This is a genomic window from Actinomadura nitritigenes (genome assembly GCF_017573545.1).
Lineage (GTDB): Bacteria > Actinomycetota > Actinomycetes > Streptosporangiales > Streptosporangiaceae > Spirillospora > Spirillospora nitritigenes.
The window spans coordinates 53,510-68,308 of sequence record NZ_JAGEOK010000022.1; the positions used below are offsets into that span (position 1 = coordinate 53,510).

Genomic DNA, 14,799 nt, shown 5'->3' on the forward strand with positions numbered 1-14,799 from the left:
TCACACCGCCGTGACCAGCCATGCGGTGCCGCGCAACCGGACGCCGCCGGGCGTCTCGAACGGGCGGGCCGCGTCGGTCAGCGCGGCCCGCGCGCGTCCGGCGGCGGCCTCGTCCAAGGCACCGCCGAAGGCGCCCCAGGCGAGGAGGAACGAGGCGGCCGCCTCCGCGTCCGGTCCGAGGACGACGGACGTCTCGACCGGTTCGGAGCGGACGGCGGCGAACCCGGCCGCGCCGAGCACGGCGGCGATCCGGTCGGGGTCGGACAGCGAGTGCACGTCGGAAGGGGGCCCGCCCGCCGGCGCCGGGGGCATGGCCGCCGCGACGATGCCCGGCAGGTCGTTGCCGTCGGGCGGGCCGACGGTCGTGAACACCAGCCGTCCCTCCGCCTTCAGGGCCCGGCGGACGTTGCCGAAGGCGGCCACGGGGTCGCGGAAGAACATCATGCCGAACCGGCTGATCGCGACGTCGAACTCGCCGCGGGGGAAGGGATGCGTCTGCGCGTCGCCCGCCTCGAACGCGACGTTGCCCAGGCCCTCCTCCTCGGCGAACGCGCGGGCCTGGGCGAGCAGGGGTTCCACGATGTCGTTGCCGAGGACGCTTCCTCGGGCGGCGAGCCGTGCGGCGCGCCGCGAGGTCGCGCCGTAGCCGCAGCCGATGTCGAGCACGCGCCCGGCGGGAGGGACGGCGGCGGCGGCGAAGAGGGCGTCGTCGTAGCCGCCGCTGATCACCTCGTAGCGGGCGGCGTCGGCGACGCGGTCGAGGGTCTCCACGGTCATGCCTTCCGTGCCGGGGCGGGCGCCTCGGCGGCCAGGGCGAGCAGTTCGTCGACCGACCACTGGTCGTAGGCGTGCTCGCCGTACTTCGCCGCGAGCAGCCGCCCGTCCGCGCCGATCAGGAAGTCGCCGGGCAGGCCCAGCCGGCCACCGGTCGGGCGGGCGGCCGGCGGGCGCTCGCGGCCCCGGAGCACCCGCCAGGTCTTGATGGCCGAGGACCAGAGGAGCGGGCCCCACACGCGCGGGTCGAGCAGCGCGCGGCGCGCGGACTCGACGCCGAACTCGGCGTACAGGCGCTTGCGGGGGTCCCCGACGACGGGGAACGGGAGCCCGGTGACGTGCTCGCGCAGTTCCTCCTCGGTGGAGTGGAACACGACGATCTCGCGTATCCCGGCGGCCTCGATCTCGGCATGCCGGGTGACGAACGAGCGCAGGTGCAGGTTGCAGATCGGGCAGCCCGCGAACCGGCGGAACTGCAGGTGGACGAGGTGGGCGGGGTCGGGGACGGGGACCGGCGGGCCGCCGACGGGGGTCAGCTCGCGGGCCGGGACGTCGGATCCGGGGACTAGGTGCATGCGTCGCTCCTTTTAAGCGTATGGCGTACACCTACGATCGTAGGCGTATGCCGTACGCTGTCAAGCGCCATGCCTCGACCCCGCTCGCTCACCCAGGACCAGGTCGCCGCCGCGGCGCTCGCCGTCATCGACCGGGACGGCCTCGCCGGGCTGTCCATGCGCGCCGTCGCCAAGGAGCTCAAGCTGAGCACCATGGCGCTGTACCGGTACGTCCGCGACCGGGAGGAGCTGGAGGGCCTCGTGATCGACCTCGTCTACGCGGAGGTCGACCCGGCGCCGCCGCCCGGCGGCCCGTGGGAGGAGAGGATCGAGACCATGGCGATGCGGCTGCGAGACGCGTTCGGCGCGCACGCGGCGATCATGCCGCTGACGCTCACGCACCGGCACGACTCGACCGGGTCGCTGTGCTGGGGGGAGACGGTGGCCGGCATCCTGCGCGACGCCGGCATCACCGGGCCGCGCGCCGCCGTCGCCCTGCGCGCGGTGATCGCCTACATCATCGGCGCCATCCAGCTGGAGCACCTCGGCCCGCTGGAGGGCGAGGGGACGGCCGCCATCGCCGCGCTGCCCGCCGACCGGTTCCCGAACATGGCGGAGACCGCGCGGCACGCCCGCCACATCGGTCCCGACGAGGAGTTCCGCGGGGGACTGGCGGCCGTGCTGCGCGGCCTCGGTACCGCCTAACGCACCAGCAGCGCCTGCTGCGCGCCGATGGCCGCCACGGCCTGCCCGACGATCCCGTCGATCAGCTGCGCGCAGCTCGGCAGGTCGTCGATGACCCCGACGACCTGGCCCGACGCCATCACGCCGAGATCGGGACGGCCGTCCACCATCGCCGCCTTCAGCAGCATCGGGGTGTTGGCCGCCATGAGGACCTGCGACCAGGACAGGTCCTTCCCGTGCTTCATCGCCTTCCCGTCCGCGATCATCGCGCGCCACGACATCCCGGACAGCTTCTTGAACCGGGCCCCGTTGCGCAGCGCCCGGACCAGCCCGCTGACCCGGCCGGACGACTCCAGCCCGTCCACCAGCTCGCTGCGCAGCACCCGGTGCGGCATCCCGTCGACCTGCCGGGTCACGATCGTCTCGCCCGTCTCCAGGTACACCTGCTTGACCGCGTCGGGGACCGAGCTGTCGGAGGTCAGCAGGAACCGGGTGCCCATCGCCACGCCCGCCGCCCCGTAGGACAGCGCGGCGGCGAGCCCGCGCCCGTCGAAGAAGCCGCCGGCGGCGATCACCGGGATGTCGACCGCGTCCACGACCTGCGGGAGCAGCAGCGTGGTCGCGACGGCGCCGGTGTGCCCGCCGCCCTCGCCGCCCTGCACCAGCACCGCGTCCGCGCCCCAGCCCGCGACCTTCTCCGCGTGCCGCCGCGCGCCCACCGACGGGATCACGACGAGGCCCGCGTCCTTGAGCTTGGCGATCAGCTCCTGCTTCGGCGCCAGCGCGAACGACGCGACCTTCACGCCCTCCTTGATCAGCAGGTCGATGCGGTCGCCCGCGTCGCCGGCGTCGGCCCGCAGGTTGACGCCGAACGGCGAGTCCGTGCGGTCCTTCACCTCGTGGATCGCGTCCGCGAGCTGGTCCAGCGTCATCGTCGCCGACGCCAGGATCCCGAGGCCGCCCGCGTTCGCGACCGCGGTGACCAGGCGCGGGCCGGCCACCCAGCCCATGCCCGTCTGGACGACCGGGTGCCGCACGCCCGTCAGCCGGGTCAGCGGGGTGTCGAGCCGCTGCTCCATCAGGCCGGGACCTCCCGCTCGCGCAGGCCCTTCGGGTCGAGCACCTCGCGCATGACCCGCAGCTCCTCGTCGTCCGGGAGGCGGGTCTGAGGCACCTCGTCCGGGACGACCAGCTCGAACCCGGTGGCGGCCACGACGTCCTCGACGGTCACGCCGGGATGCACCGAGCGCAGCCGCATCCGGTGGTCGGGGGTGGCGAAGTCCAGCACCGCCAGGTTGCTCACCACGGCGCGGATCTCGTGCGCGCCCCGGTCCCAGCCGACGCCGCTGACGAAGTCGACCTTGTCGGTGAACACCCGCGTCGAGTGCTTCGGCACCCAGTAGCTCGTCGGGTTCAGTAGCGTGTTGCCCGGCCCGCCGCGCGATCCGAGGAGCTGCCGCGACGGCCGCTCCCAGTCGCCGATGCACGAGATGTTGGTGTTGCCGTACCGGTCGATCTGCGACGGCCCCATCACCACGTGCCGCCGCGCGTTCAGCACCAGCCACAGGTGGTCGCGGAACGGCAGCCAGCCCTCCGCCACCTCCGCCGTGCGGCCCAGCGGGACGGGCTCGGCGCTCAGCGTCGGCCCGCCGTCGGTCGTCAGCAGGTCCGGCTCGAACGTGGCCCGCGCCAGCCGCGAGCCCAGCATCGGCACGAAGCCGGCGACCGCCGCCGCCACGATCTCGCCGTCGCCCCGGAACAGCTCCGCGCAGGCGACCGCGCAGATCTCGGCCCTCGTCACATCGCTCATCGGGATTCCTCCTGCCAGGTCCGGACGGCGTCCTGGTAAGCGGCCTCGTCACCGGACAGGAACCGGTCGCGGAACGCCGCCCACGCCTCCGGGTCGCCCGCCGACTTCGCGTACAGCCTCTGGAACGCCTCGTCGCGGCGGTGGTCGGGCTCGCAGTCGGTGAAGTGCGCGCCGTTCGGCGTCTCCACGACGCCCGCGACCTGCGTCCGGCTGATCAGCATCGACTGCGGGGGGCCCTCCTTGGCGAAGTCGGCGGTGTCCACCAGCCGCTCGCAGGAGACGTACGTCCGGTCCGCGGCCTTGGCGAACAGGTCGTCCATGTACGGGTCGGCGCCGAGGTACTGGGCGTTGCCGCGCGCGTCGGCGCGGTTCATGTGGATCAGCGCCGCGTCCATCCTCAGGGCCGGGACGGCGACGAGCTCCTGCCCGTCCTCGTACGGCGACCGGATCGTCTTCAGCTCCGGGTTGACGCGCATCACGTCGGAGCCGAGCCCGACCGGGGTGGGCAGGAACGGCAGCCGGTGCGCCGCCGCGTACAGCCCGAACATGAACATGCCCTCGTCGTACTCGGTCAGCTCGATCGACCCGGCCTGCCGGGCCTGCCGGAAGTGCGGCTCCAGCGGGATCGAGTCCATGGTCACGAACGCGGTGACGAGCCGGCGGACCTTGCCGGCGGCGCACAGCAGGCCGACGTCCGGGCCGCCGTAGGTCACCACGGTCAGGTCGGTGACGTCGGAGCGGCACAGCGCCCGGACGAGGGCCATCGGCTTGCGGCGCGAGCCCCAGCCGCCGATCCCGAGCGTCATGCCGCTCTCCAGCGACCCGACGATCTCCTCGATGGAGAGAACCTTGCTCACTTGGCCCCCTTCGCGACGAAGGCGTCGCGGTGCTCGTCGCCCGCGCCCATGAGGTTCAGCTCGAACGTGAACCCCTGCTCGTAGCGGTAGCTGCGGCGGACGTCGACCGGGTCGATGCCGTTCAGCGACTCCTTGGCGCGCCGGATCACGTACTTGTCCTTCGCCGCGATGTTCCCGGCGACCTCCAGCGCCTTGGCGCGGAGCTCGTCCTTCGGGACGACCTCCAGCACCGAGCCGTGGTGGTGCAGCTCGGCCGCGGTCACGTTGCGGCACGTGTAGACCATCGCGCGCATCAGGTGCTGCGGGACGAGCCGGGCCAGGTGCGTCGCGGCGCCGAGCGCCCCCCGGTCGACCTCGGGCAGGCCGAAGAAGGCGTCGTCGGACGCCACGACGATGTCGGCGTTGCCCGCGAGGCCGATCCCGCCGCCGAGGCAGAAGCCGTGCACCGCGGCGACGACCGGTACCTCGCAGTCGTAGACGGCGGCGAACGCCGCGAAGCAGCCCCGGTTGGCCCCCACCAGCGCGGTGTGGCCGTCGGTCCGCTGCATCTCCTTGATGTCGACGCCCGCGTTGAAGCCCCGGCCCTCGGCCCGGAGCACGACGGCGCCGACCTGCGGGTCGCGGCCGGCCGCGAGCACCGCGTCGGCCAGCTCGAACCAGCCCGCGACGGTCAGTGCGTTGACCGGCGGCGCGTCCACGACGATCTCGGCGACCCCGTCCAGGGTCGTGGTGGAGACTCCCATGCGCTACCTTTCCACCAAACATTTGTTAGAACAGACCGTAGCAGAGGGGCTCGGAGGAGGCGGGATGTCACTGACGCTGGACCTGGCGGGGAGGACCGTCGTGGTCACGGGGGGCGCGCGCGGGGTCGGTGCGGGGATCAGCCGCGCCTTCCTGGAGGCGGGCGCCGACGTGATCGCGGTGGCCCGGCGCGAGCCGGACGCGCTGCCCGAGGGCGGCGGCCGCAAGGCGGCGTTCGTCTCGCTGGACGTCCGGGACGCCGACGCCGCCGAGGCGTTCGCCGCCGGGCTCGACCGGGTCGACGTCCTGGTCAACAACGCGGGCGGCGCGCCGTTCCTGCCGCTCGCCGACGGGCCGCTGCGCACCCACCTCAAGATCATCGAGCTGAACCTGACCGGACCGATGATCATGGCGCGGACGCTGCGCCCGCTGATGCCGGACGGCTCCTCGGTGGTCAACATCGGCAGCGTCAGCGGGGTCCGGCCGTCGCCGGGCACCGCCGCGTACGGCGCCGCCAAGGCCGGGCTGCACAGCCTCACCCAGTCGCTGGCCGTCGAGTGGGCGCCGCGGGTGCGGGTCAACACGCTGGTCCTCGGCATGATCCGCACCGAGCTGGCGCACCTGCACTACGGCGACGAGGCGGGCGTCGAGGCCGTCGGCCGCACCGTCCCGATGGGCCGCCTCGGTGACCCCTTCGAGGTCGGCGCGGCCTGCGTCTACCTGGCCTCCGACCTGGCGTCCTACGTCACCGGGTCGCAGATGCTGCTGCACGGCGGGGGAGAGCGCCCCGCGTTCCTGGACGCCGCCACCGTGAACAAGGAGGAGTCGCGATGATCTGCAAGGACCGCGTGGTCGCCGTCACCGGAGCCGGGCGCGGGCTCGGCCGCGCGCACGCGCTGGAGTTCGCCCGGCAGGGCGCCCTCGTCGTGGTCAACGACCTGGGCGTGGCCCGCGACGGCAGCGGCGACGCCTCCGGCGGCCCCGCCCAGGACGTCGTCAAGGAGATCGAGGCCCTCGGCGGGCGCGCCGTGGCCAGCACCGACGACATCGCCACCGACGCGGGCGCGGCCGCGCTCGTCGCCACCGCCGTGGACGCCTTCGGCCGGCTGGACACCCTCGTCAACAACGCCGGGTTCCTGCGCGACCGGATGCTCATCAACCTCTCCGAGGACGAGTGGGACGCGGTGATGCGCGTCCACCTCAAGGGCCACTTCCTGCCCCTCAAGCACGCCGGGCGGTACTGGCGGGCCGAGAGCAAGGCGGGCCGCCTCGTGGACGCCCGCGTGATCAACACCTCGTCCGGCGCGGGCCTGCTCGGCAGCGTCGGCCAGGGCAACTACTCGGCGGCGAAGGCCGGCATCGTCGGGCTCACCCTCGTCGCCTCCGCAGAACTCGGCCGGTACGGGGTGAACGTCAACGCGATCGCGCCCGCCGCCCGCACCCGGATGACCGAGGAGGTCTTCGCCCGGACGATGGCCGCGCCGGCCGAGGGCGAGTTCGACGCGATGGCGCCGGAGAACGTGTCGCCGCTGGTCGTCTGGCTCGGGTCCGCGCAGTCCAAGGGCGTCACGGGCCGGGTCTTCGAGGCCGAGGGCGGCAAGATCTGCGTGATGGACGCGTTCCGGCACGGTCCCGCGGCCGACAAGGGCGCCCGCTGGGACCCGGCCGAGGTCGGCGAGGTCGTCGCCGGCCTGCTCGCCGAGGCCCCGGCGCCCGAACCGGTGTACGGCGCCGGCTGACCCGCCCCTCTCGCCCGCGCCCGGCGCACGCCGGGCGCGGCCGGTTCCGGCCGCGAACTTCGGTGCAACAGCCCTGGACTGCCACCATTCCGGACAACGGCGGGGGACGGGGGATGGTCGTGTCACCGAACCGAATCGTGGCGAACACGCGTCGTAGTTGCCGGGGAATGGCCCCGGACGACGCGAGAGGCAGGGGGTGCCGCCATGGCTCCTGAGGGTCCGCCGCCAGGTGACGTGCCGCGCCGCGGCCCCGCCCACGAGATGACCGGCGCGTTCCTCGCCGGGCCCGGGGGCGGCCCCCGGCCCGTGCCTGCTCCCGCCGTCGCTCCGGCGCGGCCGGGACGGACCGGCGGACGCCGGGGCCGCATCGCCGCGGGGGCGGCCGCGGCCGCCGTGGCGGGCGCCCTCCTCGGACTCGGCGCCGAGTCCGGAGGCTCGCCGTCCGTGCTGCGCCCGGTCGGCCGGTTCCTCGACTTCTACTGCGGGGTCTTCGCGCTGGTCGCGCTCTCGCTGACGGTGATGATCGGGCTGCTGGCCACCGACCGCGCGATCCTCGCCTCCCGGCACCGGCTGCGGGCCCAGGCGGTGCACCGGGCCACCGCGTTCCTCGCGGTGGCGATGCTGGCCGTCCACATCGACTCGCAGCTCGCCGAGCACCGGGTCGGGATCGCCCAGGCGCTGCTGCCGCTGCCCGGCCGGCACGCAGCCGACTACGGCATCGGCGTCATCGCCTTCTACCTCCTGCTCCTCGCCGTGGCCGGGGGCATCGCGCGCGGCCGCTTCGCCGGCACCCGGCACCCGTGGGTCTGGCGGGCCACGCATCTCACCGCGTACGCGGCGTGGCCGCTCGGGATCTGGCACGGCCTGACCTCCGGCCGCGCTCCCGCCGTGTGGGTGACGGCGGGCTACCTGCTGTGCGTGGCCGCGGTCGTGCTCGCGCTCGCCGCCCGTCCCGTCCTGCGGCCCCGGGAGAGGAGGACGCCGTGACCGCGCTCGCCGTCCGGCACGTCGGGCCGCCGCGCCTCACCAAGGGCCTCGCCGACGGGGGACGCCTCGACTGGGACGCCCACCGCGCCCTGCATCCCCACCCGCGCCCTCTCACCACCGACCAGCTCGTCGCGCTGTGCGAGGAGGGGCGGCTGCACGGGCGGGGCGGCGCCGCCTTCCCGTTCGCGCGCAAGGTGCGGGCGACCGCCGACAGCGCCGTCCGGCGCGGCAAGCGGACGATCGTGGTCGTCAACGGCACCGAGGGCGAGCCCGGCAGCGCCAAGGACAAGGCGCTGCTGCGCGGCGCGCCGCACCTGATCCTGGACGGTGCCGCGCTCGCCGCGACCGCGCTCGGCTCGCTGGAGATCATCGTCGCCGTGACGGACGAGACGGCCGCCGCGTCGGTGCGGGACGCGATCGCCGAGCGCGACCTCGGCGGCCGGGCCCGCGTCGCGCTGCTGCCGGAGCGGTTCGTCACCGGCGAGAGCGGGGCGCTGGTGCGCGGCATCAACGGCAAGCGCCCGATCCCGCCCGGCCGCAAGGGCCGCGCCTCGTCCCGCGGGGTGGACGGCCTGCCCACGCTGCTGTCCAACGCCGAGACCTACGCCCAGCTGGCCGTGCTCGCCGGGCTCGGCCCCGCCGGATACCGGAAGGTCGGGACCCGCGACGAGCCCGGCACGGTGCTGCTGACCGTGACCGGCTCGGCCCGCTTCCCGGCCGTGGTGGAGACGCCCGCCGGGGCGCCGCTCGGCCACCTGCTCGACCTGTGCGGCGCGCGGGCGGGCGAGGGAGTCCTGGTCGGCGGGTACCACGGCGCCTGGCTGAAGGGCGAGGTGGCGACCCGCACCGTGGTGTCGCGAGCCGGGCTCGCGGCGGCGGGCGGCGCGCTCGGCGCCGGGATCGTCATGCCGATCGGGCGCGGCACCTGCCCGCTCGGCGAGTGCGCGCGCGTCGCCGGGTACCTGGCCGCCGAGTCGGCCGGGCAGTGCGGGCCGTGCCGGCTCGGGCTGCCCGACGTCGCCGGCGCGCTCGCCGACATCGCCGCCGGGCGGGGCGTCGCGGCCGCCTGCGAGGCCGTCCGCCGCGCCGTGGGGATGGTCGTCGGCCGCGGCGCGTGCGCCCACCCCGACGGCACCGCCCGGTTCGTGCTGTCCGCGCTGGAGGTCTTCGCGGACGACCTCGCCCGGCACGCCTCCGGCGGCGGCTGCGGACGGCCCGTCCTCGGAGTGCTGCCCGCCGAGGCGGAGGCGGCCGAGCTGCGGCTGGAGGTCGACTGGAGCCGCTGCGACGGCCACGGCCTGTGCGCCGACGTGCTGCGCGGCACCGTCCGGATGGACGAGTACAGCTACCCGGTGATCCCCACCGAGCCCATCCCGGCACGGCTGGAGGCCGACGCGCGGCGCGCCGTCGCCATCTGCCCCGGCCTCGCCCTGCGCCTCGTCCCGCGCACGCCCCACGAGAAGGCGGGCCGGGCCTCCTAGCGGCGCAGGAATGCCGGGCGGGCCGGCAGGCGTTGTACCCGGCGCGCCCGATGGAAAATGGATCGCCCGGCGCGGGCGGTTCCGGCTACGGTGCGGAGGTTTGAGGGTGAGCGGGGCCTGCCGGCCTGGAACCCTATCCTTGTCGATGGTTATGAGGACGCCTGTGAGATCGCCGCTCGCCGACCTGCGCGCGCGCCTGCCCGAGCTGATGCTGCGCGACCAGCACCGGCTCGGCCGCCGTATCGACGGCACCCAGAGGATGCGGGACGCGGCGCGGCGCGCGAAGGTCGCCGAGGAGATCGCCGCCGACGTCGAGGCCGCCGAACGGCGGGTCGAGCGGCGGCGCCTCGCCGTGCCCGCGATCACGTACCCGGCGGAGCTGCCGGTCGCGCAGAAGAAGGACGACATCCTCGCCGCGGTCCGCGACCACCAGGTCGTGATCGTCGCGGGCGAGACCGGGTCCGGCAAGACCACCCAGATCCCGAAGATCTGCCTGGAGCTCGGCCGCGGCGTGCTCGGCTCGATCGGCCACACCCAGCCGCGCCGGCTCGCCGCCCGCACCGTCGCCGACCGGATCGCCGAGGAGCTCGGCACCGAGCTCGGCGACACCGTCGGCTACAAGGTCCGCTTCACCGACAGGTCCAGCGACGACACGCTGGTGAAGCTGATGACCGACGGCATCCTGCTCGCCGAGATCCAGACCGACCGGCTGCTGCGCCAGTACGACACGCTGATCATCGACGAGGCGCACGAGCGCAGCCTGAACATCGACTTCCTGCTCGGCTACGTGAAGGAGATCCTGCCGCGGCGTCCCGACCTCAAGGTGATCATCACCTCGGCGACGATCGACCCCGAACGGTTCTCCCGGCACTTCGGCGACGCCCCGATCGTCGAGGTGTCCGGCCGGACCTATCCGGTGGAGGTGCGGTACCGGCCCGTCGCCGACCCCGACGATCCGTCCGCCGACCCCGACCGCGACCAGATCCAGGCGATCATCGACGCGGTCGACGAGCTGGGCCGCGAGGCGCCCGGCGACGTGCTGGTCTTCCTCAGCGGCGAGCGGGAGATCCGCGACACCGCCGACGCGCTGACCAAGCACTTCACCCGTCAGAGGACCGCGACCGAGGTGCTGCCGCTGTACGCGCGGCTGTCGGCCGCCGAGCAGCACCGCGTGTTCCAGGCGCACCGCGGGCGGCGCGTCGTCCTCGCGACGAACGTCGCCGAGACGTCGCTGACCGTCCCCGGCATCAAGTACGTCGTCGACCCGGGCACCGCCCGCATCTCCCGCTACAGCCACCGGCTGAAGGTGCAGCGGCTCCCGATCGAGCCGGTCTCGCAGGCGTCGGCGAACCAGCGCAAGGGGCGCTGCGGCCGCGTGTCCGAGGGCGTGTGCATCCGGCTGTACTCCGAGGAGGACTTCGAGTCGCGGCCCGAGTTCACCGACCCGGAGATCCTGCGGACGAACCTCGCCTCCGTCATCCTGCAGATGACGGCGCTCGGACTCGGCGACATCTCCGCGTTCCCGTTCGTGGAGCCGCCGGACCGCCGCAACGTCAAGGCGGGCGTCGACCTGCTGCACGAGCTCGGCGCCATCGACCCCGCCGAGAAGGACCCGCGCAAGCGGCTCACCCCGCTCGGCCGCCGGCTCGCGCAGCTGCCCGTCGACCCGCGGCTCGCCCGCATGGTGCTGGAGGCCGATCGCAACGGGTGCGTCCGCGAGGTCCTCGTCATCGCCGCCGCGCTGTCGATCCAGGACCCGCGCGAGCGCCCCGCCGAGCACCAGCAGGCCGCCGACGACAAGCACCGCCGGTTCGCCGACCCCACGTCCGACTTCCTGGCGTACCTGAACCTGTGGAACTACCTGCGCGAGCAGCAGAAGGAGCTGTCGGGCAGCGCGTTCCGCCGCATGTGCAAGAACGAGTTCCTGCACTTCCTGCGCGTCCGCGAGTGGCAGGACCTGCACGGCCAGCTCAAGCAGGTCGCCAAGTCGCTGGGCGTCACGCTCAACACCGCCGACGCCCCGCCCGACCGCATCCACGTCTCCCTGCTCGCCGGCCTCCTCTCGCACATCGGGCTGATCGACACGGCAGGTCGGTCGGGGTCGGTCGGTCGGGGAGATGCCGAGAAGAAGGAGAAGGACAGGCCGCGCCGCGGGCAGGAGTACCTTGGCGCGCGAGGCGCTAAGTTCGCCGTGTTCCCGGGGTCGGCGCTGTTCAGGAAGCCGCCGCGCTGGGTGATGTCGGCGGAGCTGGTCGAGACGTCCCGGCTCTGGGGGCGCGTCAACGCCAGGATCGAGCCGGACTGGATCGAGCCGCTGGCGGAGCACCTCGTCAAGCGCAACTACAGCGAACCGCACTGGTCGAAGAAGCAGGCCGCCGTCATGGCGCACGAGAAGGTCACCCTCTACGGGGTGCCGATCGTCGCCGACCGGCGCGTCAACTACGGCTCCATCGACCCTGCGCTGTCTCGCGAGCTCTTCATCCGGCACGCGCTCGTCGAGGGCGACTGGGAGACCCACCACGAGTTCTTCCACGCCAACCGGGCCCTCCTCGACGAGGTGGAGGAGCTGGAGCACCGCGCCCGCCGCCGCGACATCCTCGTGGACGACGAGACGCTCTTCGACTTCTACGACGCGCGGATCCCCGAGGACGTCGTCTCCGGGCGGCACTTCGACGCGTGGTGGAAGAGGGCGCGACGCTCGGACCCCGACCTGCTCGGGTTCGAGAAGTCGATGCTCATCAACGAGACCGCCGGCGGCGTCAGCGAGGCCGACTACCCGGACGTGTGGAAGCAGGGGCCGCTGCGGCTCCGGCTGACCTACCAGTTCGAGCCGGGCGCCGACGCCGACGGCGTCACCGTCCACGTCCCCGTCCAGGTCCTCAACCAGGTCCGCCCGGACGGGTTCGAATGGCAGGTTCCCGGCCTGCGCACCGAACTGGTCACCGAGCTGATCCGGTCGCTGCCGAAGCAGCTGCGCGTCAACTTCGTCCCGGCGCCCGACTACGCCCGCAAGGTCCTCGACCGCGTCGCGCCGCGCTCCGAGCCGCTGCTGGACGCGCTGGAGCGGGAGCTGACCGCGATGACGGGCGTCCCCGTCGCGCGGGAGGCGTGGGACGCCTCGCGGCTGCCCGCGCACCTGCGCATCACCTTCCGCGTCGTCGACGACCGGGGCCGCGCCCTCGGCGAGGGCACCGACCTCGACGAGCTGAAACGCCGGCTCGCCGGCAAGGTGCGCGGGACGCTGGCGAAGGCCGCGTCGAACGTGGAGCGGTCCGGTCTCACCGAGTGGACGATCGGCGAGCTGCCCCGCACCTACGAGCGGCGGCAGGCCGGATACGACGTGAAGGCGTACCCGGCGCTGACCGACGAGGGCGACGGCGTCGCCGTCCGCATGTACGAGACCGAGGCCGAGCAGCGCCGCGCCATGTGGCTCGGCACGCGCCGCCTCATCCTGCTGAACGCGCCGTCCCCGGTGAAGCTCATCCAGGGCCGCCTGACCAACAAGGGCAAGCTGGCGCTCAGCCACAACCCGCACGGTTCGGTCGCGGCGCTGTTCGACGACTGCGTCACCGCCGCCGCCGACCGGCTCATCGCCGAGGCGGGCGGGCCCGCGTGGGACGAGGCCGGGTTCCGCGCGCTGTACGACCGGGTCCGCGCCGACCTCCACGACGCCACCGCGCAGGTCGTCGGGCTCGTCGAGCGGATCCTCGCCGAGTCCCACGAGCTGGACCGGCGGCTGCGCGGCACGGCCAGCCTCACCCTCGTCCCGGCGCTGACCGACATACGCGGGCACCTGGCGAAGCTGATCCACCCCGGGTTCGTCACCGAGACGGGCTGGGCGCGGCTCGCCGACCTGCCCCGCTACCTGCGCGCGTTGCAGATCCGGCTCGACAAGCTCCCCGAGAACCCGGGACGCGACCGGATGCTCGCACACCAGGTCGACGTGCTGGGGCAGGAGTACGAGCAGGCGCTCCGCCGGCTGCACCCGTCCCGCCGCGACGAGGAGCCGGCCCGGCAGATCCGCTGGATGCTGGAGGAACTGCGGGTCAGCCTGTTCGCCCAGCAGCTCGGCACCCGGTTCCCTGTGTCCGACAAGCGCATCCGCAAGGCCATGGCGCAGCTCTGACGGCCGCGCCGGCCGGCGGCCGGAGTGTCCCAAGTGGGACACGGCATGATCAACCGTCGTGTACTACTGGGAATCATGGGATTGAGGGAGTTCTACCCGCCGATCGAGCCCCACGACTCCGGCCTGCTGGACGTCGGCGACGGGAACCGGATTCACTGGGAGGTCTGCGGGAACCCGGACGGCAAGCCCGCGGTGTTCCTGCACGGCGGGCCCGGAGGCGGCGTGCTCCCCGCGTTCCGGCGCTTCTTCGACCCCGCCGCGTACCGGATCGTCCTGTTCGACCAGCGCAACTGCGGCCGGAGCCGCCCGCACGCCGGAGACCCCGGCGTCTCCCTCGAGCACAACACGACTCCGCACCTGGTCGCCGACATCGAGCGGCTGCGCGAGCACCTGTCGATCGACCGGTGGCTGGTGTTCGGCGGCAGCTGGGGGAGCACCCTCGCGCTCGCCTACGCGCAGGCGCATCCGGAGCGCGTCACGGAGATGGTGCTGCGCGGCGTCTACCTCGTCCGCCCGTCCGACGAGGCGTGGGGGTTCACTCCGACCGGCGCGGCCCACCTGTTCCCGGCCGAGTGGGCCGCGTTCCGCGACGCGATCCCGGCCGGCGAGCGGGACGACCTGGTCGCCGCCTACGGCCGCCGCATCGAGGACCCGGACCCGGCCGTCCACGTGCCGGCGGCGCGGGCGTGGATGGCGTGGGAGCTGTGCGCCAACACGCTGCTGCCCGTCCCGGCGCCCGACCTCGGCGACCCCGCCGTCCTCGCGTTCGCCCGCATCACCCACCGCTACATCGCCGCCGGCGGCTTCCTGCCCGAGGGCGGCCTGCTCGCGGGCGTCGACCGGATCCGGCACCTTCCCGCCGTGATCGTCAACGGCCGCTACGACATGAAGACCCCGCCGGACCAGGCGTGGGACCTGCACCTCGCCTGGCCCGAGGCGGAGTTCCACATCGTGGAGGACGCGGGGCACGGCGGTTCCGAACCGGGCACCCTGGACCGGCTCATCGAGGCGACCGACCGGTTCGCCGCGCGGTGACGCCCCGCTGG

13 protein-coding genes are annotated in these 14,799 nt (G+C 74.0%); 7 read left to right on the forward strand and 6 right to left on the reverse strand.

What is annotated here, in order from left to right; translation table 11 throughout:
- Together J4557_RS30685 and J4557_RS30690 are read right to left on the reverse strand one after the other, a co-directional pair.
- Window positions 1-777, reverse strand: a complete 777-nt coding sequence (locus J4557_RS30685) for a class I SAM-dependent methyltransferase (RefSeq protein ID WP_208270244.1) — start codon at window positions 775-777, stop codon at window positions 1-3.
- Window positions 774-1,349 (reverse strand): peroxiredoxin-like family protein, encoded by a 576-nt coding sequence (locus tag J4557_RS30690; protein WP_208270245.1) that lies wholly within the window; start codon window positions 1,347-1,349, stop codon window positions 774-776. The genes J4557_RS30685 and J4557_RS30690 overlap by 4 nt, the downstream gene beginning before the upstream one ends.
- Before the next feature lie 69 nt (window positions 1,350-1,418).
- Here J4557_RS30690 and J4557_RS30695 point away from each other — a divergent pair, with 69 nt between their 5' ends.
- Window positions 1,419-2,033: a TetR/AcrR family transcriptional regulator gene (locus tag J4557_RS30695; RefSeq protein ID WP_208270246.1), complete on the forward strand. Its 615-nt coding sequence runs from the start codon at window positions 1,419-1,421 to the stop codon at window positions 2,031-2,033.
- Here the strand turns inward: J4557_RS30695 and J4557_RS30700 are convergent.
- Genes J4557_RS30700 through J4557_RS30715 form a run of 4 tightly spaced genes read right to left on the reverse strand, consistent with a single transcriptional unit; the run spans window position 2,030 to window position 5,422 of the window.
- Window positions 2,030-3,091: an NAD(P)H-dependent flavin oxidoreductase gene (locus J4557_RS30700; RefSeq protein ID WP_208270247.1), complete on the reverse strand. Its 1,062-nt coding sequence runs from the start codon at window positions 3,089-3,091 to the stop codon at window positions 2,030-2,032. The two genes, J4557_RS30695 and J4557_RS30700, sit on opposite strands and share 4 nt — an antisense overlap.
- Window positions 3,091-3,822, reverse strand: coding sequence for a CoA-transferase subunit beta (locus tag J4557_RS30705; RefSeq protein ID WP_208270248.1), 732 nt, complete (start codon window positions 3,820-3,822; stop codon window positions 3,091-3,093). The genes J4557_RS30700 and J4557_RS30705 overlap by 1 nt, the downstream gene beginning before the upstream one ends.
- Window positions 3,819-4,679, reverse strand: a complete 861-nt coding sequence (locus J4557_RS30710) for a CoA transferase subunit A (RefSeq protein WP_307800303.1) — start codon at window positions 4,677-4,679, stop codon at window positions 3,819-3,821. The genes J4557_RS30705 and J4557_RS30710 overlap by 4 nt, the downstream gene beginning before the upstream one ends.
- Entirely contained in the window at window positions 4,676-5,422 is a 747-nt protein-coding gene (locus J4557_RS30715; protein WP_151542904.1) for an enoyl-CoA hydratase family protein, read from the reverse strand. The genes J4557_RS30710 and J4557_RS30715 overlap by 4 nt, the downstream gene beginning before the upstream one ends.
- A gap of 64 nt (window positions 5,423-5,486) precedes the next feature.
- On the opposite strand from J4557_RS30715, the gene J4557_RS30720 reads away from it, so the two are divergent.
- The 6 genes from J4557_RS30720 to pip all read left to right on the forward strand — a co-directional run bounded on the left by J4557_RS30720 (window position 5,487) and on the right by pip (window position 14,788).
- Window positions 5,487-6,254 (forward strand): SDR family oxidoreductase, encoded by a 768-nt coding sequence (locus J4557_RS30720; RefSeq protein WP_208270249.1) that lies wholly within the window; start codon window positions 5,487-5,489, stop codon window positions 6,252-6,254.
- Window positions 6,251-7,159, forward strand: a complete 909-nt coding sequence (locus tag J4557_RS30725; RefSeq protein ID WP_208270250.1) for an SDR family oxidoreductase — start codon at window positions 6,251-6,253, stop codon at window positions 7,157-7,159. Before J4557_RS30720 ends, J4557_RS30725 begins: the two co-directional genes overlap by 4 nt.
- Window positions 7,160-7,363: 204 nt before the next feature.
- The gene (locus J4557_RS30730; RefSeq protein ID WP_208270251.1) at window positions 7,364-8,146 is read left to right on the forward strand and encodes a ferric reductase-like transmembrane domain-containing protein; all 783 of its coding nucleotides are present in this window, start codon (window positions 7,364-7,366) and stop codon (window positions 8,144-8,146) included.
- Window positions 8,143-9,627, forward strand: coding sequence for an NADH-quinone oxidoreductase subunit NuoF family protein (locus tag J4557_RS30735; protein ID WP_208270252.1), 1,485 nt, complete (start codon window positions 8,143-8,145; stop codon window positions 9,625-9,627). Before J4557_RS30730 ends, J4557_RS30735 begins: the two co-directional genes overlap by 4 nt.
- A gap of 163 nt (window positions 9,628-9,790) precedes the next feature.
- Window positions 9,791-13,753: an ATP-dependent RNA helicase HrpA gene (hrpA, locus tag J4557_RS30740; protein WP_372442551.1), complete on the forward strand. Its 3,963-nt coding sequence runs from the start codon at window positions 9,791-9,793 to the stop codon at window positions 13,751-13,753.
- A 75-nt stretch (window positions 13,754-13,828) separates the two neighbouring features.
- A complete protein-coding gene (pip, locus tag J4557_RS30745; protein ID WP_208270254.1) occupies window positions 13,829-14,788 on the forward strand; it encodes a prolyl aminopeptidase in 960 nt (319 codons plus the stop codon).
- Window positions 14,789-14,799 lie beyond the last annotated feature (11 nt).